Source organism: bacterium (assembly GCA_013360195.1).
Taxonomy (GTDB): domain Bacteria; phylum Electryoneota; class RPQS01; order RPQS01; family RPQS01; genus JABWCQ01.
Genome location: JABWCQ010000019.1, coordinates 25,067 through 46,171 on the forward strand (window position 1 = coordinate 25,067; position 21,105 = coordinate 46,171).

The 21,105-nt window shown below is 52.8% G+C and carries 14 protein-coding genes; 10 read left to right on the forward strand and 4 right to left on the reverse strand.

Annotation, left to right across the window (positions count from 1 at the left end):
• Nucleotides 1-722: 722 nt before the first annotated feature.
• The 3 genes from HUU59_12095 (at nt 723) to HUU59_12105 (ending at nt 4,611) form a co-directional block, all read left to right on the forward strand.
• Nucleotides 723-2,336 (forward strand): right-handed parallel beta-helix repeat-containing protein, encoded by a 1,614-nt coding sequence (locus tag HUU59_12095; protein ID NUO20178.1) that lies wholly within the window; start codon nt 723-725, stop codon nt 2,334-2,336.
• A gap of 179 nt (nt 2,337-2,515) precedes the next feature.
• Nucleotides 2,516-3,016 carry a hypothetical protein gene (locus HUU59_12100; protein ID NUO20179.1) on the forward strand — a complete coding sequence of 167 codons (501 nt, stop codon included), beginning with the start codon at nt 2,516-2,518 and terminating at the stop codon, nt 3,014-3,016.
• Nucleotides 3,004-4,611 carry a T9SS type A sorting domain-containing protein gene (locus tag HUU59_12105; GenBank protein ID NUO20180.1) on the forward strand — a complete coding sequence of 536 codons (1,608 nt, stop codon included), beginning with the start codon at nt 3,004-3,006 and terminating at the stop codon, nt 4,609-4,611. Before HUU59_12100 ends, HUU59_12105 begins: the two co-directional genes overlap by 13 nt.
• Nucleotides 4,612-4,710: 99 nt before the next feature.
• Here HUU59_12105 and HUU59_12110 read toward each other — a convergent pair whose 3' ends face one another.
• Entirely contained in the window at nt 4,711-5,835 is a 1,125-nt protein-coding gene (locus HUU59_12110; GenBank protein ID NUO20181.1) for an aminopeptidase, read from the reverse strand.
• 204 nt (nt 5,836-6,039) lie between these two features.
• Here HUU59_12110 and HUU59_12115 point away from each other — a divergent pair, with 204 nt between their 5' ends.
• The 7 genes from HUU59_12115 (at nt 6,040) to HUU59_12145 (ending at nt 15,789) form a co-directional block, all read left to right on the forward strand.
• On the forward strand, nt 6,040-6,873 hold the full coding sequence (locus HUU59_12115) for a class I SAM-dependent methyltransferase (GenBank protein ID NUO20182.1): 834 nt from the start codon (nt 6,040-6,042) through the stop codon (nt 6,871-6,873).
• Nucleotides 6,851-7,987: a patatin-like phospholipase family protein gene (locus HUU59_12120; GenBank protein NUO20183.1), complete on the forward strand. Its 1,137-nt coding sequence runs from the start codon at nt 6,851-6,853 to the stop codon at nt 7,985-7,987. The genes HUU59_12115 and HUU59_12120 overlap by 23 nt, the downstream gene beginning before the upstream one ends.
• A gap of 44 nt (nt 7,988-8,031) precedes the next feature.
• Complete coding sequence (locus tag HUU59_12125) at nt 8,032-9,234, forward strand: acetyl-CoA C-acyltransferase (GenBank protein ID NUO20184.1); 1,203 nt, start codon at nt 8,032-8,034, stop codon at nt 9,232-9,234.
• Between the two features lie 126 nt (nt 9,235-9,360).
• The gene (locus HUU59_12130; GenBank protein ID NUO20185.1) at nt 9,361-9,819 is read left to right on the forward strand and encodes a GNAT family N-acetyltransferase; all 459 of its coding nucleotides are present in this window, start codon (nt 9,361-9,363) and stop codon (nt 9,817-9,819) included.
• A complete protein-coding gene (locus HUU59_12135; GenBank protein NUO20186.1) occupies nt 9,800-11,464 on the forward strand; it encodes a proprotein convertase P-domain-containing protein in 1,665 nt (554 codons plus the stop codon). The genes HUU59_12130 and HUU59_12135 overlap by 20 nt, the downstream gene beginning before the upstream one ends.
• Nucleotides 11,465-12,201: 737 nt before the next feature.
• Nucleotides 12,202-13,890, forward strand: coding sequence for a carboxypeptidase regulatory-like domain-containing protein (locus HUU59_12140; GenBank protein NUO20187.1), 1,689 nt, complete (start codon nt 12,202-12,204; stop codon nt 13,888-13,890).
• Nucleotides 13,891-14,568: 678 nt separating this feature from the next.
• Nucleotides 14,569-15,789 carry a T9SS type A sorting domain-containing protein gene (locus HUU59_12145; protein NUO20188.1) on the forward strand — a complete coding sequence of 407 codons (1,221 nt, stop codon included), beginning with the start codon at nt 14,569-14,571 and terminating at the stop codon, nt 15,787-15,789.
• Between the two features lie 68 nt (nt 15,790-15,857).
• Here HUU59_12145 and HUU59_12150 read toward each other — a convergent pair whose 3' ends face one another.
• Genes HUU59_12150 through HUU59_12160 form a run of 3 tightly spaced genes read right to left on the reverse strand, consistent with a single transcriptional unit; the run spans nt 15,858 to nt 21,071 of the window.
• Nucleotides 15,858-17,837: a tetratricopeptide repeat protein gene (locus HUU59_12150; protein ID NUO20189.1), complete on the reverse strand. Its 1,980-nt coding sequence runs from the start codon at nt 17,835-17,837 to the stop codon at nt 15,858-15,860.
• Complete coding sequence (locus HUU59_12155) at nt 17,815-19,578, reverse strand: glycosyltransferase (GenBank protein NUO20190.1); 1,764 nt, start codon at nt 19,576-19,578, stop codon at nt 17,815-17,817. The genes HUU59_12150 and HUU59_12155 overlap by 23 nt, the downstream gene beginning before the upstream one ends.
• Nucleotides 19,575-21,071: a glycosyltransferase family 39 protein gene (locus HUU59_12160; protein NUO20191.1), complete on the reverse strand. Its 1,497-nt coding sequence runs from the start codon at nt 21,069-21,071 to the stop codon at nt 19,575-19,577. The genes HUU59_12155 and HUU59_12160 overlap by 4 nt, the downstream gene beginning before the upstream one ends.
• Nucleotides 21,072-21,105: the final 34 nt, after the last annotated feature.

Below are 21,105 nucleotides of genomic sequence, written 5' to 3' on the forward strand. Positions count from 1 at the left end.
TTTACGGGTCGCACGGGTCATATGCAAACGGGGCCGCGAGCGAAGCAACTAAGTCGAACTAAATTAGAATGTTAATTTGCATAGACTTGGCTTCATGAAGTGAGTTATCGCTTAGTGTGTGATGCCATTGACAAAGTCGGATGGAGTGCCTAACTTGAGTTCTGGGGCGGTGCACTATCAAGGACGGTGCAATTCGGGACAACTTTCTTTAGGAGGAACGCCATGAAAGAAGCACCCACCACCTTTGCCGCAACAGCTATAGTTGCGGTTTTCTTGTTTCTGGGAACCAGCAGGAGTTTGGCTTGTTTGGATTGTATTTGTTTTGAGGACAAAACATGTACGAACCAGGACTGCGGCTTCACACCAAATGCGAACTGCACAAGAACCGTATTTTCTCCGACGTGTACGGGAGATTACATTTTCACGACTCAGACCATGTGTTCTCACGTGGACAATTGTGTTGAGTGTCAATCTTGTGCGAGACTGTTTCAATTGGACGGAGCAAATGAATTTGCGGTTTACAACGGCAGCTGTCATACAACCGGTTGTACAGGCGGGGATTGCTTCTTCAATTGCAGCGCGACGGGAGATTACGTCAACTTGGACGTGACCAAGACTTACGTGATGTACGTTTGCAGAGTTCCATGCCCGGGTGGCCCCTCATGCGAAGACTGTCACGCCGAGTGCACCGCTTACGCATGTCTTTCTTACGGAGTAATGACGTGCGCACCATAGACTGCCAGAGAACATTTTCCATCTTTGTGCTGACAACGTTGGTGCTTGTCGCATCGAGCCTTGGAACTGTCCGTGAGGTTCCGGCACAGTTTGCGACAATACAGGCCGCGTTAGATGTTTCAATAACCGCCGATACGATATGTGTTGCTCCGGGCAGGTACCATGAGTTTCTGGTCTGCTCAACGAATACGCTTATGCTGACGGGTTGGCACAGCGGAGACACGCTTGAGGAGTTCAGAACAATCCTCGACCCGATTCCAATGGGTTTGGACACTCCTTCAGTTGCTGTGTTTTCAGGCGACTCGATTCGCATCAATAACTTCGCGTTCTACAACCGACCTGAAATGAGGGAGCCGGACTGGCCAACGCGTGTCGGCGGCATTCGTCACACAGGGTTATCACTGTTCGTGACAAACTGTCTGTTCGACTCCGTTTCGAGAGCCATACATGCAGACCATTGTATCAAGGCAACCCATTGCGTTTTCCGTGGTTGTCTGTGGCATTGTCTTTATCCTTCAAATGAGGGAGTTGTTTACGCAGACAATTGCAGTTTTGAGGGCTCAAGGTGGTGGCTTGTTTACGGCACCTCAGGTTCAACAATTCGAAATTGCACATTTCGTCGCAGCGAACCAGGCGGTACTCACTTGCTGCAGTTGCACGGACGTGACATTGAAGTCAGTGGTTGCACCTTTGGTCCGAGCGAACACGGCTTCTCAATCCTGCCAATATTTCCACAGGGGAATTGCAGGATTTCGGAATGCGTCTTTGAAGACATCTCGGGAACTCCGACTGTAATTGAAATTTCTTTGGACTGTCCGGAAGCAGCTGATACACCAATTGAAGTTCGAAATAACATATTCCGAGATTGCCGCGGGGTCGTTGCATATGGTGGAACTAATCCAATTGGCTTGGGCTGCCAGTCACAAAACGCCGGCTATTTAGGAGTCGTCCGGAATAATCTTTTCGTGGATGGGACGGGAATTCAGACAGCACCGGGCGTGGGTATCGGAGGATCAGTCGAACTATACGACAACATATTCCAGAATCTCGTCTCAAACGAGTACGCAAATGTGTACGCGACTGCGCGTCCGAACGATACCATTTACGCTCGTGGCAATCAGTTTCTTTTGCCAGGCGTGGGAGCACACTCAGCAGGCGCTTATTTTGACGCCAGCGAGAATTGGTGGGGGGACAGCACAGGGCCGTTTCATCCGAGTTTGAATCCGGATGGACTGGGGACAGAGGTGGGAAACGGTGTGATTTTCGAGCCGTGGTTGACGGTTCATCCTGACAGCGCAGATACGAACAGCAATTCCATTGAGCAGCCTGTTCTGTTGCCGAATGAGTACTCTCTATCGGCTTTTCCGAATCCGTTTAACGCGACGACGATGCTGAGCATTCGTGTTGCCAAACCGGGAGAGTACGAGGTGGCATTGTACGATGTAACGGGGCGGGAAACTGCAAAGTTATTCAATGGGAGTATTGTTGCAGCACACGACGTGAAAATCAATGCCGAGACGTTTGCGACGGGAATCTATTTTGCGCGGTTGGTCGGTGAGGAAAGAGAACTTGCCGTGGTGAAACTGGTGTTATTGAAGTAAAAATTGTGACGGGCTGTCGTTTCAACCAATTGAAACAACCAAATTTAGATTCTGCTTAACATTTTAACATACAAGCTTGCGAGGCTTGACAAAGTCAGATTGAGTGCCTAATTTGGGTTCAAAGATGGTGCGTTGCAAAGTTGGCGCACTATTGAACAATGATTTTCAGGAGGAACGCCGTGAAAAAAGCACCTTCCACCTTTACCGCAATTGCTCTGCTTGCGGTTTTTTTGTTTCTGGGAAACGGAAACCTGGGCTTGGCCTGTTCGGAGTGCATATGTTTTATCGACGAAACCTGTTCTAACCAAGGGTGCACAGAGAATCTGACGACAAACTGCAAGAGAACAGAGTTCACACCAGAATGCGATCAGGCATATACGTTAACAGTTGGCACAATCTGTACAGGTGATAGCGACTGTGAAGACTGCCGGGCATGCGCGAACTTGTTTAAGCTCGACAATGGAGTCGAGACCTGGCTTTCCAATTGCCATACTCACGAATGTGATATTGGCAATTGTACAACGAACTGCGGTCAGTCTCAGACGCTCTCATCGAACGACACTTACGTAATTTACATCTGCAAAGTGCCTTGCCCGGGCGGTCCGGATTGCGAGGATTGTGCAAGTGACTGCATAGCCTATGCCTGCCTTTCCTATGGTGCATTGTCATGTACTCCGTAACTGGATCCCACTCATGCTGGGTGGCCGCATGTTTAGTCTGTCTTCTTGCAGCGAACTCCAAGGGGGAGATACTTGATGTACCTGAAGAGTACACGGCCATTCAAGAAGCGTTGAGTGCGACGGCGACTGGGGACACTGTCCGCGTTGCTCCCGGACGCTATCACGAGTTCTTGACCTGTTCGACGGATGGGTTGGTTTTATTAGGTCAGCACTCCAGTGACACATTGCCAGAATTATGGACGATACTGGATCCAATCCCAGGCGAAATTGACACTCCGTCGACGCTGGTTTTAACTGGTGACTCTGCCACAGTACAGAATCTCGTACTTTTCAATAGACTTGAACTCCGACAACCTGAGTGGGCTACACGCACGGGCGGAATTCTATTCTCAGGTGAGACACTCAACATAATGAACTGCCGCTTTGACTCGGTTTCTGTTGCCGTCGAGGGCGGGAACGATGTTAATGTGAAGAACTCAGTATTTATTGGTTGTCAATGGCAGTGCATTAGACCGGCGTCATTTGGCAGTTTGACGGCCGATAGTTGTTTCTTTGATGGCGAAGGGAATTGGCTGGTGCGCTGTTACAGTAGCTCGTCCATTCGAAATTGCACGTTTCTCTGCAGCGCGACGCACAACGATTTGCTCTCTTTTGCAGGCGAGAATATTGAAGTGATAGGCTGCAGGTTTGGACCATGCTATTCTGCATTTCCTGTTTTGCGTGCGACGACTATGGGGAACTGCCGTATCGAAGGCTGCGTATTTGAGGATATTGAGCGCGCCAGCGCATTGATTGAAGTGTCCATGGATTGTCGCACGGACGAAGGAGTTCCGGTTACAATTCGTGGCAACCGGTTCCAGAATTACCAAGGCATTCCTCCCGCTAACGGAACGAACGCAATCAGTTTGATTTGCCAAGGCTTTGAGCATGGCTATTTCGGTTTGATCGAAGACAATATTTTTGAGGACGGATTCTCGATTTCTGCGCCGGGTGTCAACATCAGCGGTTCAGTGGACATAGTTCACAATTCATTCACTAATCTGCAACCCGACAGTCTCGCAGATGTAAAAGCCAGTCAGCGTGATTTCGACACTATCCGTGCTCGCGACAATCAGTTTTATGAACCCGGCATTGCAGCCATTTCCGGAGGCGCTTATTTTGACGCGAGTGAGAATTGGTGGGGGGATAGCACAGGGCCGTTTCATCCGAGTCTGAATCCGGACGGACTGGGGACGGAAGTCGGAAACGGCGTGATTTTTGAACCGTGGTTGACGGTTCATCCAGACAGTGCCGATTCGAACAGCAGTTCCATTGAGCAGCCAGTTCTATTGCCGAATGAGTACTCTCTATCGGCCTATCCCAATCCGTTTAATGCAACCACAACATTGAGCATACAGGTTTCAAGACCAGGTGTATATGACCTGATTCTGTACGACGTAACGGGGCGGGAGACTGCGAAGTTGTTCAATGGAAGAATTGTCGCAGCGCATGACGTGCAGATAAACGCCGACAAGTTTGCGACAGGAATCTATTTTGCGCGGTTGGTCGGTGAGGAAAGAGAACTTGCCGTGGTGAAACTGGTGCTCCTGAAATAGTTGCTGATTACATGCTAAATAGAAAAGCCCCGCGAGAAAATCGCGGGGCTTTTGACACTTAGGTTCCGGCGGGGCGATATTCCACCGCTCGGCGAACAACTACTTCGTCAGTTTGTCGGGGTTCATGGCAAGGAAGGCCTCGTGAACGAAGATACCGTCCTTGCGGATGAGCACGCCGTCAATCCAGATTTCTCCGCCGCCGTATTCGGGACGCTGGATGCAAACCAAGTCCCAGTGAATCTGGCTGCGGTTGCCGTTGTCGGCTTCGAATTCGTAGGCTTGTCCGGGAGTGAAGTGGAACGAGCCGGCAATCTTCTCATCGAACAGAATATCATCCATCGGGTTCAGCACGTAGGGATGAAATCCGAGCGCGAATTCGCCGACGTAACGCGCGCCTTCGTCGGTGTCAAAGATTTCGTTGATGCGCTTGGTGTCGTTGGCGGTCGCATTGACAATTTTGCCGTCCTTGAACTCGAGCACGACGTTCTCAAACGTGAAGCCGCGATAGGTCGAAGGCGAGTTGTAGCTGATCTTGCCGTTGACCGACGTGCGGACCGGTGCGGAGAAGATTTCCAGATCGGGAATGTTGAACTCGCCGCCGCACGGTTTCCACGGAATGCCCTTGATGGAGAATTGCAGGTCTGTGCCCGGTCCCTTGATATGCACCTTGTCGGACTTCTCGAGGAAGTGTTTCGCGGGAATCATAGCCTCGTTGGCCTTCTTCCAATCCACGTCACAGCAAACTCGATAGAAGAAATCTTCAAAGGCTTCATGGCTCATCTTGGCCATCTGTGCCATTTGCGGCGACGGATACTTGAGAATCACCCAGCGTGTGTTTTCCACGCGCTGTTTGAGATGCACGGGTTTCAGCCAGTGTTTTTCGTAGAGTGACATTTTGTCACCGGGAACATCGGAGAGTTCCTTGGCGTTGTAAACTCCGCGCACGGCAATGTAGCAATCCATCTGCTTCATGCGGTAGAGCTCACTGTCGGCAATCAATTTGATGCGCTCTTCGGTGGCATTGTGGAACAACGTCCGGATAACGGCCTGCTGCTTGAATTCGAGCACGGGCAGACCTCCGGCGTCGCAGACTTCCTGGAGCAAAGTGGAAATGAATTTATGCGGCGTATCAAAGCACTCAATCAGGACTTTGTCGCCGGGTTTGACTTTTGTGGAGTGTTTGACCAACACTTCCGCGAGTTTCTTGTGACGAGGATCGTACATGATAGCCTTTCAAAGTTTCGTCTGATAGTCCCCAGAGCATTGTGAATAAGGTAACAAAACCCGTGCTGATATTCAACCGAAGTAAGTGCGACCAGTGTTACATAGTGGCCACTTCGAGAGGCATATGTCGGGTACTTGGCTTGCGAACGTCCGCAAAAAAGCGTATCTTTCTGGGCTTTTTACACGGACAAGATACACAGAACTATGAACTTAGAGAATTCCAGCGGGCTTGCACACCCGGGACACGCGCAGAATTTGGCCTGGTGGGATGAGGTCACTCCGGTGCATGTCCGGAGCGAATTTTATGATGTAACAGGTTTCCTCGAGGGAAAACCGGCTCTTGACCGATTGGAGCGGGACTGGCTCGGGGATGTTGCAGGGATGCGGGTTTTGCATTTGCAGTGTCATTTCGGCAAATCCACCATTGAGATTGCCCGGGCCGGAGCTGCGGAAGTGGTGGGAGTGGATTTCTCCGGTGTTGCAGTGGACTCGGCACGGGAGCTGGCGAACCAGACGGGAGTTGCTGACCGAGTGCGGTTCGTACAGTGCGACGTCTTGAAACTCGATGAGATTCTGTGCGAGAAGTTTGATATTGTGTTCACGAGCTACGGAGTCATCTTCTGGCTGTCGGATCTCTATCGCTGGGGACAGGTGATTGCGAACATGCTTGCGCCCGGCGGAAAGTTCGTGATTGTGGAGGTTCACCCGGTGGTGATGATGTTTGAAGATGTCAACGGACGGATTGAGCGCAAGTTCAACTACTTTCATTGCGAAGAGGGCATTACCATGCCGCCGATGCCGGACTATGCAGACAAAAATTATGTTCCGGTCAACGATACTCTGGAGTGGCAATGGACATTGGCGGACGTCTTTCGCGCGCTGACGCGGGCAGGGCTGCGTGTCACGCAGATGGAGGAATATCCGACCTGCTGTTTTATGCCGTTTGCGAACATGGTGGAATGCGGTGACGACATGTATCGTCTGGCGGACGGCGAGCCGGAGATGCCCTTGACCTTTGCGATGGAAGCAAGGTTTTGAGTTGCAACCGCATCTGCTGATAGCCTTGCAGGGGGGCGGCGCGTACGGTTCCTATCAAGCGGGAATGCTGGACGAGTATTTCCGGCAAAAAGGCCAGCCGTATGACGGCGGATACGGAGTGTCGGTCGGCGCACTGAATGTCGCGCAGCTATTTGGAACGAAGAGCGGTACGCCTGAAGCGAGCCTCCGTGAGCAGCCGGCGAATGCGGCGAGTTTAGCGGAGCTATGGCAGAAGGAGATTACGGGTAATGAGTCGGTCTATAAGCCCTATCGCTCGACCGGTGTGGTGACGGAGGGTGCACGGCGTATACTGGGCAAGGGAATATTCGGAGATTTGGCCGTGGCCGCACTGCGCAAGCAGCCTGCGGTGTATGACACGAAGCCTTTGCGGGCACTGTTGGAAAAGAATCTCGCGGGCAGGAAGTGGCCGCGCGCTGTGGAAGTTGGAGCGGTGAATCTCGAATTGGGACGATTCTTCGAAATTCCGCTCTCGGCTCCCAGTCATGGCCTGACTCCTCTTGATGCGGTGATGGCCTCGGCGGCCATTCCGATTGTGTTTCCGCCCATTGAAGGATTCGTGGACGGCGGAGTGACCGATGTGACTCCGCTGCGCTCAGTGTTCAACCACTTCCGCGAAGTCCGTGATGAGCGCAGGTCCCGCAATCAACCTGAAATCAGACAGGAGTTGCACGTCTATCGTGCGTCCTCGTTTCCGCAGCCGAAGCGCGGGCCGTTCGACCGGGTAGTGAAGGTGCTCGAACGCACGCTGGAAATTTTCGTGGACAACACCGACCGTGAAGACTACGAGCGCGCGGCGTTTATCAACGAGCTTGCAGGCAAGATGCACTGCACACAGGTTTCGGCGGACAAAAAGGTCAAAAGCGAGTTCGTTTCGTGGCACCGCAAATACGGTTTGATTGATATCTACGTGATCGGTCCGTCGAAAAACGAAATGGGCAAGTTTTCTGACTCTTCGCGCAATTTTTCACCGAAGGCAATACGTGAAGGATTGATACTCGGCAGACGAAGAATGGCGGACTTTCTGCAAAATAGGGACGAATACCTACTCGAAGTTGTTCTGTTCAACGATGATGTGCCGGAGTTGGGGAAATAGCGGTTAACTATGAGAGATTTCTTTTTTTCACACAACCAAACTCAATGACACCTGTTTACTTAGTAGACGCCCTCCGGACTCCGGTGGGCAAGCATAATGGCATTTTGAAATCAGTGCGGCCGGACGACATGGCGGCGTTGGTGCTGAAGAGAATCATCGAGCGCAACCAGCTTGATCCGGGCCTCGTGGACGAGGTGTATATGGGGTGTGCCAATCAGGCCGGTGAAGACAACCGGAATGTCGCGCGGATGGCTGTCCTGTTGGCCGGATTTCCCTATACGATACCGGCGGTGACAGTCAACCGCCTGTGTGCATCGGGGATGGAAGCGGCCGCGATAGCCTTTCGGGCGGTTGCATCCGGTGAAGGCAATTGCTACATTGCAGGAGGTGTCGAATCCATGACCCGCGCCCCCTTCAGCGTTCCCAAGCTGGAAAGTGGTTTCTCGTTCGGGAATTTAACGGCATGGGACACAACTTTGGGCTGGCGCTACCCGAATCCGGCGATGAAGGAGCTTTTTCCGCTGGAATCCATGGGGGAAACGGCGGAGAATATCTATGAAAAGTGGAATATCTCGCGCGAATTGCAGGACCAGTTTGCCTATGAGTCTCACCAAAAAGCGGTGACGGCGCAGGCGGCCGGGCTTTTTGCCGACGAGATTGTCCCTGTGGAGATCTCGCAGAAGAAGGGTGAAACTGTCATGATTGACCGCGATGAGGGTCCTCGTGCGGACACCACACTGGAAAAACTTGCCACTCTGAAGCCGGCATTCCGTAAAGGTGGAACTGTAACCCCAGGGAATTCGTCCAGTCTAAATGATGGGGCGGCGGCGTTGCTGATCTGCTCGGAGAAGTTCGTGAAGGACCATGGCCTGAAGCCGCTGGCTCGGATAGTCGCTTCAGCGTCGGCGGGTGTGGACCCGCGCTACATGGGAATCGGGCCGGTGAACGCCGTGGAAAAGCTACTTTCTCGGACGGGACTGACGCGATTTGAAATCGGGCTTTGGGAAATCAACGAAGCTTTTGCCGTGCAGGTATTGGCAGTAGTTGCCGAGTTGGATCCTCACATTGACCGGGTGAACCCGAAGGGCGGTGCCATCGCGATAGGCCACCCGTTGGGAATGTCTGGTGCGCGCATTTTAGGCACTCTTGCACGCAGCATGCGCGATGCCGGCACCAAGTGGGGGATAGCCAGCCTCTGTGTTGGAGTTGGGCAGGGCCAAGCTATGCTGCTGGAAAATATAAATTAAGCTGGGTCTGCCAGATTTGCCAAATTCGCAATAAGTTGGCATAATGTTCGCTGTATCGTTTTCATAATCCATTCACAACCTTTTCAGAAAGTAATTTTGGTGCCGCGGGGCACCGTCACCAACCCAATGATTGTCAGCACCGCGACGATGGCGGATCTGCCCCAGCTGCTCGAGCTGGTCGCCGAATACCAATCCGAAGGCGAAGAATTCGAAGCACAGCCCGAGAACATAAACCGGGAGTACTTGACAGAGATTTTGGAGAATGACCGACTGGGATTAGTTTTCATCGGTCGCACATCAAGCGGAATCCCCGTGGGTTTTCTGTTGATGTATTTAACACCTTCGACGCTTGAAGCGGACAGGGTTCCAACGATTTTGGACATGTTCGTGCGTCCCAGCCAGCGCGAAAAGGGCTTTGGACGGCAGTTGTTTGACCATGCCATTCGCTGGGCCAGGAAAGAGAAGTTCGCGCACATTGACTGCCCCGTGGAAAACATGAACATGGTGGCACAGTACCTCTTCGACTACTACAAGGCCGATTCATCCGGCCGCATACTTTACTCTATTGACCTTACGAAAGAATAGCTTCGTTTCGATTGTTATTCTGCTTTTGACAGGACTTGTTTGGGCGAAGACCCCAAGCGAGCCGCGGAAGCATTTTGGCCGTTCGCTGCCGCAAATGGAGGCTTTGCGGTCGCCGCATTCTCCGCTGGACGTGCTCTATTCTTGGACGGAGGGACCGGATTCAATACTGGATCTTGAGACCATCGTCGCGACGATAAATGTCCCTGAATCCTTCAATGTCGAGGATGTGGACGCGGGTGTGACGATTACGCATCCGTATGTGCGCGATCTGACGCTGTGGCTTGAACGGGATTCGGTGTATATTGACTCCTTCATCGCGCGAATCGACACCATTTGGGACACGGACTCAACGTTTCATCGCGATACGCTGTGGGGCACGGAGCCGATTGACTCGGTGGCACGTGTGCTTCTGCTCGATTTGTTTCCCGGCGACGACATCGAGAACATGACCGGGTGCTGGTTTGACGACGATGCAGGCCGGGGAATTTATGAAGGACTTCCGCCATTCACGGGCGGTTTCAGGCCATTGCGTTCAATGGATACCCAGTTCGCCGGGCATGACGCGCAAGGCGAATGGCGGCTGATTGTACGCGACCGCTTCTTGTTCGACGAAGGTGTGCTGGAAGGGTTCTGGCTGGAAATCAACGGTATTCCCTCTCTAACGGGAACGGTGACCAACAGCGTGAATGGAAATCCGATCGCCAATGCGACGGTGCTCGTGATGGACACCAGTCTCGCGGATACGGTTGGACAAGTGAGCACGCTTACCAACGGCACTTACAGCTTCTCGCGATTCCCCGAGGGAACTTACCGGGTTCAGGTGAACGCCGCGAACTATGATTCGGCATACGCGGACGGGATAGTCGTGACAACCGGTCAAACCACGGTGCAGAATTTCACGCTTGTTCCGCGGGTCGGATTCACTGATGTCCCCTACACCGGTTCGCCAGTGCCGATTCCTGATTTGACGCAGGTCATTGTTCCGCTCGAGGTGACGGGATTAACGGGGAATATTCAGGACTTGGATGTGACAGTAAGCATCACGCATCCGTACATTGCGGACATGTTCATTGCAATTCAGCATCCGAATTCGGATTCGGTGGTGTTGTTCAACCCGCCGCTGTCGCCGAGCCTTGGCGCCAATATGACGAATTGCCGCTTTGACGATGAAGCTTCCACACCTATCGGCAGCGGCACAGGGCCATTCACCGGTTCGTATCGTCCGTTTTCAAATTTGAGTCAACTGGATACGTTGGAACCGTCCGGCACGTGGAACCTGATTGTCGAGGACGCGGGTGAGGCCGATGAGGGGACCCTGCAGAGCTTTACCTTGCATTTTGAGTTACCGTTGACGGAAGATGCCGAAGAGCCGGTCGTTGTCCGCGATTTTCAATTGCACCCGGCCTATCCGAATCCGTTCAATGCGAGTGTGAACTTGACTCTGGATGTCGTACGTGCGCAGAATGTTGAATTACTCGTGTTTGACGTCACAGGCCGCCTGGTTGAAACGCTTCACAGCGGCATGTTGAACATGGGGTCGCACCGCTTCATTTGGTCTCCGTTGTCGCGGGCTAGCGGAGTGTATTTCGTGCGCGCTCAAACACTCGACGCGAATCAGACAATCAAGACACTGTTGCTGAAATAGCACTACGCTTGCTGCATCAAAAGAGATATGGAGAGCTGTTTAACGCCAGTTCAGAGACAAGCATTTATTTAGAGATTGTCTCATGCTTCCAATTGTTTCTGTAGAATAGAAGTGACTCTGAATGCGTTCATTCGTGTCCTCTAGAGAGTCAGATAGATCAAATAGAAATGAGGTTACAATGTTTCGAATCGTTCTTATTATTACTGTTCTTTCTATTAGCACGTCTTATGCCCCTGCCGCATGTCCTGGGGATCCTGGTCTTGTTGTCAGACTAGTGCAGGGCACAGGTTATTCTGGGAATGTCGTGTTCACGCAATCCAACACATGCAAGTCGAAATACAACTGGCACGTGAACCGAGCAGGATGCGCGTCTAATATGGGCGTGTTTGCGGAACTAATTGACCTGACAACAGGTCAGACAATCATTTCAAGCGGGGTTACCGGGACAGGGACATGTACTGAGACAGTCACCCTTGTGAATGATCATCAATACGAAATGAGGTTTGATTATCAAATCGTGCAAGTTAACTGCCCTGCTGGGACCATAATTATTGAGTTTAAGCTCTGTTGAGCTTCACAAGCGATTCGCTAGCTCGGCTTTGCGAAACTACTGTTTTCGTTACCGGCTAACTACAATTTCAAGGATACAATTACTTAAGGCGATAGTTTTTTATCGACTTTTCATAACATTTGGTTTGCACTCTGAACAACCGAACAAAACTAATTGGAGAAGACACATGCAAAGAATTACAAGACTATTTGTTTTGACTTTGTTGCTCATTGTTGTTGGGGCGGCATTTGCGGGCAAGGCGCGAGGCCCCGAAGCCAGCTTGGTGAGCAAGAGCGGCGAGGTTCACAACATTTCGCCTGGCGTCTCGGCTTTTCGGCTTCCGGAAGTCGGCTCACGTCGTCCAGGTTCCCTAGACGAAGTGATCATTTCTGAAGATTTTGAAGACTACGCGAACGGCAGTTTGCCCCCGGGTTGGACCCAAGTTGACGTTGACAACGGTTCCTGCCCTGTGACGGGTTTTGGCGGTTTCTCTCGCTGGATTGTGTTTAGTGGTATTCCAGCTCATTCCGGTACAAAATTTGTGGCAAACGCTTACAATGCCCCACCTGTCCCGAACAACGATTGGTTGATTTTACCGCAACAGAACTTGACCGGTGAAATCACGCTTTCTTATTGGGCAGCATCACAGGATCCGTCGTATTTGGAAACCTTTGAAATTCGCGTTTCAACGACCGGCAGTACCCCAGCTGACTTCACAAATCTGGTCTCCACACATGTCGATGTTCCGAGTACCTACACTCAATACACAGACGATCTTTCAGCGTACGCCGGCAGCCCATTTTACATCGCATTCCACTATACATCTGTCGATGAGTTTATTCTCAAGGTTGATGACATTTTGCTCGAAGCCGGTGAAGCCGCTCCGACGGGCACGATCTCGGGCACTGTGACCAATTTCGAAACGAGTGCTCCGATTGTCGGCGCGACGGTGGAGATTGAAGGCGGCGGCAGCACGGAAACGGATGCCAACGGCGCGTACAGCTTCGATGTTCCTGCGGGTACGTACACGCTGACGGCCAGTGCGCAGAGTTTTGAAGATGAAACCATCGCGGGCGTTGAAGTGGTAGTCGAACAGACGACGACCGTTGACTTCGCGTTGGTGCCGTCGAGCACGGTCACCACCGATTACCCGTCCGCTGCAACTCCGGTGAACATTCCGGATCAAAGCCCGACGGGTGCCAACAAGACGATGACGATTACCGACGACTTCCTGATTGAAGACCTTGATGTCACCGTCAACATTACGCACACTTGGGTGTCAGACCTTGACCTCTACCTGATTTCTCCTTGGGGTGATACGGTTCAGCTTGCTGAAGACCCGACGACGTTCCCCCCGGGAGCAAACATGACAAATTGCCGCTTCGACGACGAAGCTGCAGTCGCCTTCAATTATGAGACACTTACCGCTCCGTTCACCGGGAGCTGGCAGCCGTTCGAAGAGTTGGGTGCCTTTGAAGGCTTCACGACGCAGGGAATCTGGACACTGCGCGCGGTGGACAACGAGCAGGCTGACGTCGGCTCCATCGGTGTTTTCATTGTCCACGTGTTGCACGAAGCGTCGGCGGTCGGTCCGCGCGGCGAAGGCATTCCGACTGGTTTTGCCATGCACGAGGCTTTCCCGAATCCGTTCAATCCAAGCACGCGCATTGACTTCGACGTTCCGGCGACGACGAATGGCGAACTGAAGATTTACAACTCGCTTGGTCAGGAAGTCGCGACGCTCGTGAGCGGTCAGCTTGCCACGGGTCTGCATTCGGTATATTTCGATGCGTCTGCACTGACGTCAGGAATCTACTTTGCTCAACTTCGCGCCGGTTCGTTTGTTGCAACGCAAAAACTCGTATTGATGAAGTAACGTCGTTTCAAATGCCTGAACGGCACGTCGAAATGTGAACGTTGAAGCGGCAGCCTGAAAGGGCTGCCGCTTTCGTTGGTGAGAATGTCACTTACTATTTCTGACCCACGAATGCCTCTTGTCAAGACTCAACGGACGTCACCAAACTAAGTGAAATCATGTGTTATGCAATGAACCCACAGAGCGGCAATTCGAATTTTGAGTTGCACTGCGGCGAATGCGAGCGTATATTATGGCGTTGCGGACACGCAACATTCATACGACCTCCCTGTCATCCGGTTACCTCCCAACCGGATGAGACAATGAAGCCCTCACCGAAAGGTGGGGGCTTTTTGCTTCGCGCAAGTCACGCAAACTGCAATTCACAGAGGGGGTGACAAAGAGACGCGCCTCTCTTCCTTAGAGTAATCACTCCCAAAGTAAATAGGCTCCCGCACGAATTGAAGCACGGGTTTTCACCAAGTTTCTCACCGTGCGAAAAGTCCATGCAGTGCGCTCAAACACTTAGAAGCGAAACGCGCTCGGGTGAGAAGATTAACATGTCATAACGGAAAGTAAACGCAGTTGATGTAGAATATTTTGCTTTGCAGACCCGCTCCCAAATTGCAGTGGACACATCTCGCGGCTTATATTGCATGCGTGACTGAATGAATATCATTGCACTACATGAGGAGTTCCATGAAGACAATTTGCGTACTGCTGTTGTCCGCGCTACTGGCATCACTGTCGTTTGCAACTGACACGGAGCCATGTTTTCCGGAAGGCTGCCGCACACAAACACAGGGCGGCTGGGGCGGAAATTGTAACGGTAATAACCCCGGATGTTTCCGTGATGCGAACTTTGGAACGGTGTTTCCGGAAGGACTGACCATCGGCGGCAACTTCACAATTCACTTTTCGAACTCAAACGCAGTTCGCGTTTTTCTTCCCGCCGGCGGAACTTCTGCGTCATTGACGGAGAACCACAACGATCCAACAAGCACGGAAGCCGGTGTGTTTGCCGGTCAGGTGACGGCGTTGGCGCTTTCACTTGGATTCTCTGAAGCGGGTTTACCGGGCTTCTGTGATCTTGGTTCACTGTATTACCTTTGCGTTCCGGACCCGGACCGTCACGGTGAAGACGACGACGAAGAATGCGATAGTCCGTTTGCCGGCATGACGGTTGATGAGCTTTTCGCTTTGGCCAATGAAGTCCTCGGCGGGAATACGAACGGCCTGCCGGACGATACCGACATTTCCGATTTGAATGATGTTATCACGGACATCAACGAAAACTTCGTAGACGGCACGCACGACGAAGGTAAATTGGTGTGCGATATTCGGCTTGCCGCAGAGTTGAGTTCCTTCACGGCGGTGGCACGAGACGGCGCAATTGAACTGATCTGGTCAACAGCATCTGAGAACGATGTGGAGCGCTTCGAAGTTGAGCGCTCGGCGGGCGAAAGCTGGTCACTTACCGGTGTTGTGAACGGCCAGGGCGACAGCCCGATTGGTCATAGCTATCGTTTTGTGGACGAGAGTGTGACCGCCGCAACTGTTTACAGCTATCGTCTTGCCGAAGTTTCGGCCAATGGCGATCGTCAAATTCTGCCGGGCATCGTGACAGTGGAAGCGGGTGGCGAGACCGCGCTTCCGGCTGAGTTCACCTTGACACAAAACTACCCGAATCCGTTCAACCCGAATACGCAAATTTCTTTTGCGCTGCCATTCGCTTCAAACGTGACACTCGCGGTATTTGACGCGCTCGGACGCAGCGTGGCGACTCTGGTGGACGGCTCACTTGCCGCAGGCAGTCACACGGTAAACTTCGATGCCGCCAATCTTTCCAACGGCATTTACTTCTATCAGTTGAAGGCGGGAGACTTTTCCGCTGTTCGTAAGATGATGCTGATTAAGTAACAACTGCACAAAAAACTCAAGCGCCCGTTCACAGTGTGGACGGGCGCTTTGCATTTACGTATCTTCGATTACTTTCCAAGCTTCTGGCCGTATTCGTTCCAGAAACTGTTCTTGGGGTCCTCGCGCGCGTAGAATTGCAGTAGACTTCGCGCGCGCAGCGTATCACCGGTTTTGGCCACAGAGTCCACCAAACACGCTCTGGTTATCCACGTCTTCATGGTCGCTCCATATTCTAACGTTGAGTCAATTGCCAGCGCGGTGAAGACAATCTCACGCGCGCGCGGCAGGTTGTCGCGCTTGGCCTGCGCAGTGGCGACGTAAAACAGGTTGCTCGCGAATTTCTTGTCCAGATGAGCCGCTCGTACCGCCGCGCTGTCCGCGTCATCAATTCGTCCCGCCAGCTTGTAGGCCTCGGATAGATTGTAAACGTAGCGCGGATTCTCTTCCGCCTCCACTGCTTTCTCCCACGCCGCGACTCGCTTCTCGATTTCGCCCGTCTTCTGGTAATACAAAGCCATGTTCTCCCAGCCATAAGTGGAACGGGATTTATCGAGATGCAGAAGATTCTCGAAGCGGGCGATAGCTGTCGTTTCCACGGTTTGAACGAGGACAGCCGGAATCAGAATGAGTACAATTACCGCAGCCAATGACGCACGCAGTTTCGGGAGCAGACTGTCGAAATTGAATTGCGACAAACGCCATGCCGCAAAAAACACGGTTGGCCACAATGCGGACGTGACGATATCCCAATCGCGTGCCATGCCGAGATTAGGACTGAAAACCATGGCGAAAAACGCGCCCGAGCTGGCCGCAAGCAGCAGAAAATTTTCTTGATTCTGTGCGCGAAGATCGCCGCCTCTTTTCGCAGTAAAGAGCAAACCGATCAGCGCTGCTCCGCACGCCCACCACGCAAGATTGACGATATCTACAAGATGCCGCACAGAAAAGAAGGCGTAGCCGTCATCCGCCCACATGGGAAGCAACGGTATCACGCTTATCCATCCCTCCCATCCTTCCACCGCGATGTAACCGACCAGGCCAAGCGTTGCGAATCCGGCAGCGACATACTTCGCGCGCTTCCACGGAGCAGCAAAGTTTTGCTGTTCGCGGTCATGCGGTTCAAAATGCATCGTCCATAAGAGATAGACCAACGCGGGAAGCAGCACGACCGCCATGTAGTGCAACGCAACTGCGACAAGGAAAAGAAAAACTGGAGCCACGGGGAGTTTTCTCGGCGGCTCAGTAGCCTTCAGGCCGGCAATCAAGAACGCCATCATCGCCAACGACACCCACGCATAGTTTTCGACATAGCCGAAATATGCGAGCCAGCCTCCGCAAGTCAGCATCACCAGCCAGAATATGGTAGGCTCATGTTCAGGTTTTGAACGCACAAACCGCAGCAAGAGCAGAATCAGGAGCACACCCGCAATGCTTGACAGAATCCTGAAACACCATTGCGCAATCTCACGATACTTAAGTTGACGCTCAACCCGTGCCTGTTGTCCGGCACGTCCTTTCTCAACTTGTATCTTCGGGCCAAAAAGAGTCATGCCTATGCGAAACGCGCCTTCATGCAGCAGCATGGTGCCGGGCTCCTTTTGCGAAAAGAATCTGCCCGGCGGAATCTTCTCCTTCGATTCAATCATATCGCCGATATGCGCGAGTCGCGTTGTGGCAAGCTGGCCGTCACCCAATAGATTGCCGTGAACGCTGAGAAGCATGAACACTGCAAAGAGGAGTCCTGCCAGTTGGTACGGCTGAAGTCTGACCTTCTTCAGGACAGAGTGTTCGACGACGATTGGTCCGTAGGGCGAGAGAAGCACTCCGGCCAACACGAGCAGCGGCAGCGCTGCGGCCAAATGCAGGAATGCGAATTGATGGACTGCCCAGAGCCGCAGTGATGGCGCAAACATCGCCAGCACGGACAGGGCAAGCGTTGCAATACCGAAAGTCCAAATGTATTTCACGACCGTCGGCGAGCCGAGCGGCCGCTCGACAGGTCGAATGTCCGGCATCGGCTCTATCTTAGGCGACTTGCGCTTGGCCATGCTGCAGCTTGTTTAGTTCATCGAGTCTTTCCTGCTCCACGACCTTCCGGCTTTCAATCGTGAAAATGAAGAAGTGAGCGAAGGAGATGGTGTACATAAACGTCCAGAACAACAGAATATAGACAAATGGCGCGACAGATTCGGTGCGTGTCATGTGAAACAGCAATCCGCCGGTCAGAATCAACAATGCAAAGATATAGGTTTGCGGTGTCTTCCAAAACGGTCTGTGCAGATTCATCGCTCTTTTCGGCGCAATCTCAAACAGCTTGACGTCCTTCCACAATCCGCGGATGACGGACGTGACATACACGGGTATCGTGTTGGCGAGCAACCCTTGCAGCAGGACAAGATTCCGCAGCGAATATCCGCGCAGCCGCATGTGAACATAAGGGAAAAGCGCCACCGCCACGTACAACGGATAAACGGACAGATAGACGTAATCAATCGGCCGCATTTCATTCTGTATGTACCAATCCGCACCGCCCACTCCGAACCGGACAAACAACAACAGCAGCATCGGCACCGTGGCCAGATACCCGAGCGCCAGCGTTATGAAGTAGTAGCCTGAAGACCACAGATAGTCTATGCCGAGCGCGAACGGCACGCGCTTCTTGCTCCACATGTTCTTCCAGACAATTTTCGCGACGGACGTGTTGCCGGTTGCCCAGCGTCGTTGCTGTTTCCAATAGCCGTAAACGGTGTTTGGCCCCATCCCGACGGCATAGGCCTTGCGATGATAAAGCGACCTCCAGCCCTTGGCGTGCAGCCAAAACGACGTCATCAAGTCCTCTGAAACCGTCTGCTCGTCCCAGCCGCCGACACTGTCCAATGCGGATATCCTCATCACAAGATTGGAACCGCAGCACAAAGCCTGCTCGGTTGCGCCTTTTGCCTCCATGACTGAATCGTAGAGCAGCATCTCCTGCATGGCGGCGGCGCGGGTCGTCCACGTCTCTTCTGCATTCGCATACAGCTGCGGGGTCTGCACAAACGCGACACCATCGTCACTTTCAAGCAGCGGCACAAGCTCGCGCAGAGCTTCGGGTTTGATTTCATGATCCACATCAAACACACCGGCGTATCTGGCGTCGCCGCGAATGTCCGGCAGCGCATCGTTTAATGCGCCGGCTTTATGTCCGCGATTTGGCACGTGATGAACCGCTACTCCGAGCCTTTCCGCCACGGCGGTGCATGCCGCCTTCTTCTCGGGAGACCGCGAGTTCTCAATCAGGTATGCACGGAAGTTCGGATAGTCAAGAGCCTTGACACTGCGCAGACTGCGCTCGAGAATCTCCGGATCCTCGTCACAGCAGGCAATCATCACAACAACTTCGGGGACGGGAGATTGAAGCGGAAGAGTGGGCGGGAGTTTATAGCGGTGAGTTGCGCGCCAACAGTAGAAGATATACAGCAGCCAGTGGGCAAGAACGAGGAACTCACAGAGCAGCAGCAATACGAGTCCCAATGCGTGCACAGGCTCCCATCCGGTCGTATTCATTCGTGCCGCATTGGCAAGCTGACCAACGACATACTCGGCAAACGGCAGACGCAGTCCTTGCACAATCACAAAAACGACAGCCATCACAAAAAACCACGCCGTGACGGTTCGCCGCAGTGCCGGAGTCCTTCGGTATTGGTCGAACACGGTGTTTATCTCAGTTCGCGGCTTATAGCCCAGCAGAATCAGGGCCGCAAGCGAAAGCAAAACAACGGCCGCGTAGAGTCCAATCGAGAGTATCATGTATTTGCAGAGTCCGGCAGCGTCGGGCCGAATTCCGGTGAGTCCTCAATCTGTTCGCGCAGTGTGACTTTCAATGGACAAATCCAATAGCCGGTGGGGTTGATATCTTGCATTGCCCGGACATCGACCGTCCTCACTTCCTTGCCCCACGACCTCAGGAGCGGCAGCATATCGTTCTGCGCCGTCTTGTGACTCGCGTATGACTCGACAACCCATATACGCTTCGCGTTCTCAAGCAGCGGCTCAAGCGCCCCCACCGAATCCGCGCGAATAATTTGCGGACGCAGGTGCGGAAGCATGTAATGCTTGAGCGGCTGGTCTGCAAAGGGCGGGAACGGAATGACAATATCGGAGGTTGTGACGCGTGCGGAAAGATATTCACCTGCCTGCCGCCAGGGATCTTTGTCCACTTTCGTGTAGTAATTCCAGAGCGGATAGACGGTCAAAGCAAGCAGGGCAATGACGAACAGCTGTCTCGGCAAGGCCTGCAGGCTTGCAGACGCGGTAGCCATGAGGAAGATAACCACCAGCATTCCGGGTATCGTATATCTTAGCACGAACACCGGGGTCACAGTCACCGAGACGATCCACGGCAGCAGCCAGAAGCACACACCAAGTATAAGCAGAAAAAAGAATCCCAACCGCAGTCGAGGTTCGCTGTAGAAGCGCAGCGCCGCAAGAACCGATATCAGCAGAATTGCCGCCAGCCCGACTTTCGCATTCATGAAATAGCGCACGGGAGCCAGCAACAGGTCTTCAACGGAAGGCCGGGGAATCCAGCTTGCCATTGTTTCACCGCCCATCTTGTCAAACATCGCCGCCGCGTTCTGCACAGTCTCCGGAATGCACAGGATGAGTAATAAGACAAACGTCAGGTAATATGGCCGGGGATATCTGCTCGCGCCGCGGTATTGCCGTTCGCGCCGGAACGCATAGAAGATTATGATATGGCTGAGAATGAGAAAGACCGCGAAGACGTGTGTGTAATAGGCAAGCGCTGTGACCAGAATGTAGCCCCACGCTGACGGCCAGCGATGCTGCTTCATCAGGTTCAGCAGCAGGATGTAGGAAGCAACGGCAAGAAAGAGCAGCAACGCGTAAGGCCGCGCTTCCTGCGAGTAATAGATGGCAAACGGATGCACTGCAAAGAACAGTGAAGCGAGCATAGCTCCCGTACCGCTGAACAGTTGCCGCCCCAACTGATACACAAGTGGTATCGTAAGTGTTCCCCAAACAACAGACCAGAAGCGCAAGGATACTTCACCCGTCCCGAAAATCAGTCCCCACATCTTCACCCACATATAATAAAGCGGGCCCTGCGTTTCAGAGTCCCAGCCGTATAGCAGGTCCGGCAGAGTGTCATGAACACGTTTGGCCGTTACGACTTCGTCAAGCCAAAGACTCTCCTGCCCAAGTCCGTACATCCGGACGGCAAATCCCAGGAGCAGGATGAATCCCAGCCAGCGGGAAGTCTCGACTTCAGACCGCAGCACGGCTCAATGGAGTTGTTGTTATCGCAAATGTCAT

Coding starts and splice junctions, on each gene's coding strand:
- HUU59_12105 (NUO20180.1), top strand. CDS start 3,004: ATGTACTCCGTAACTGGATCCCACTCATGCTGGGTGGCCGCATGTTTA.
- HUU59_12110 (NUO20181.1), bottom strand. CDS start 5,835: ATGTACGATCCTCGTCACAAGAAACTCGCGGAAGTGTTGGTCAAACAC.
- HUU59_12115 (NUO20182.1), top strand. CDS start 6,040: ATGAACTTAGAGAATTCCAGCGGGCTTGCACACCCGGGACACGCGCAG.
- HUU59_12125 (NUO20184.1), top strand. CDS start 8,032: ATGACACCTGTTTACTTAGTAGACGCCCTCCGGACTCCGGTGGGCAAG.
- HUU59_12130 (NUO20185.1), top strand. CDS start 9,361: ATGATTGTCAGCACCGCGACGATGGCGGATCTGCCCCAGCTGCTCGAG.
- HUU59_12140 (NUO20187.1), top strand. CDS start 12,202: ATGCAAAGAATTACAAGACTATTTGTTTTGACTTTGTTGCTCATTGTT.
- HUU59_12145 (NUO20188.1), top strand. CDS start 14,569: ATGAAGACAATTTGCGTACTGCTGTTGTCCGCGCTACTGGCATCACTG.
- HUU59_12150 (NUO20189.1), bottom strand. CDS start 17,837: ATGGCCAAGCGCAAGTCGCCTAAGATAGAGCCGATGCCGGACATTCGA.
- HUU59_12155 (NUO20190.1), bottom strand. CDS start 19,578: ATGATACTCTCGATTGGACTCTACGCGGCCGTTGTTTTGCTTTCGCTT.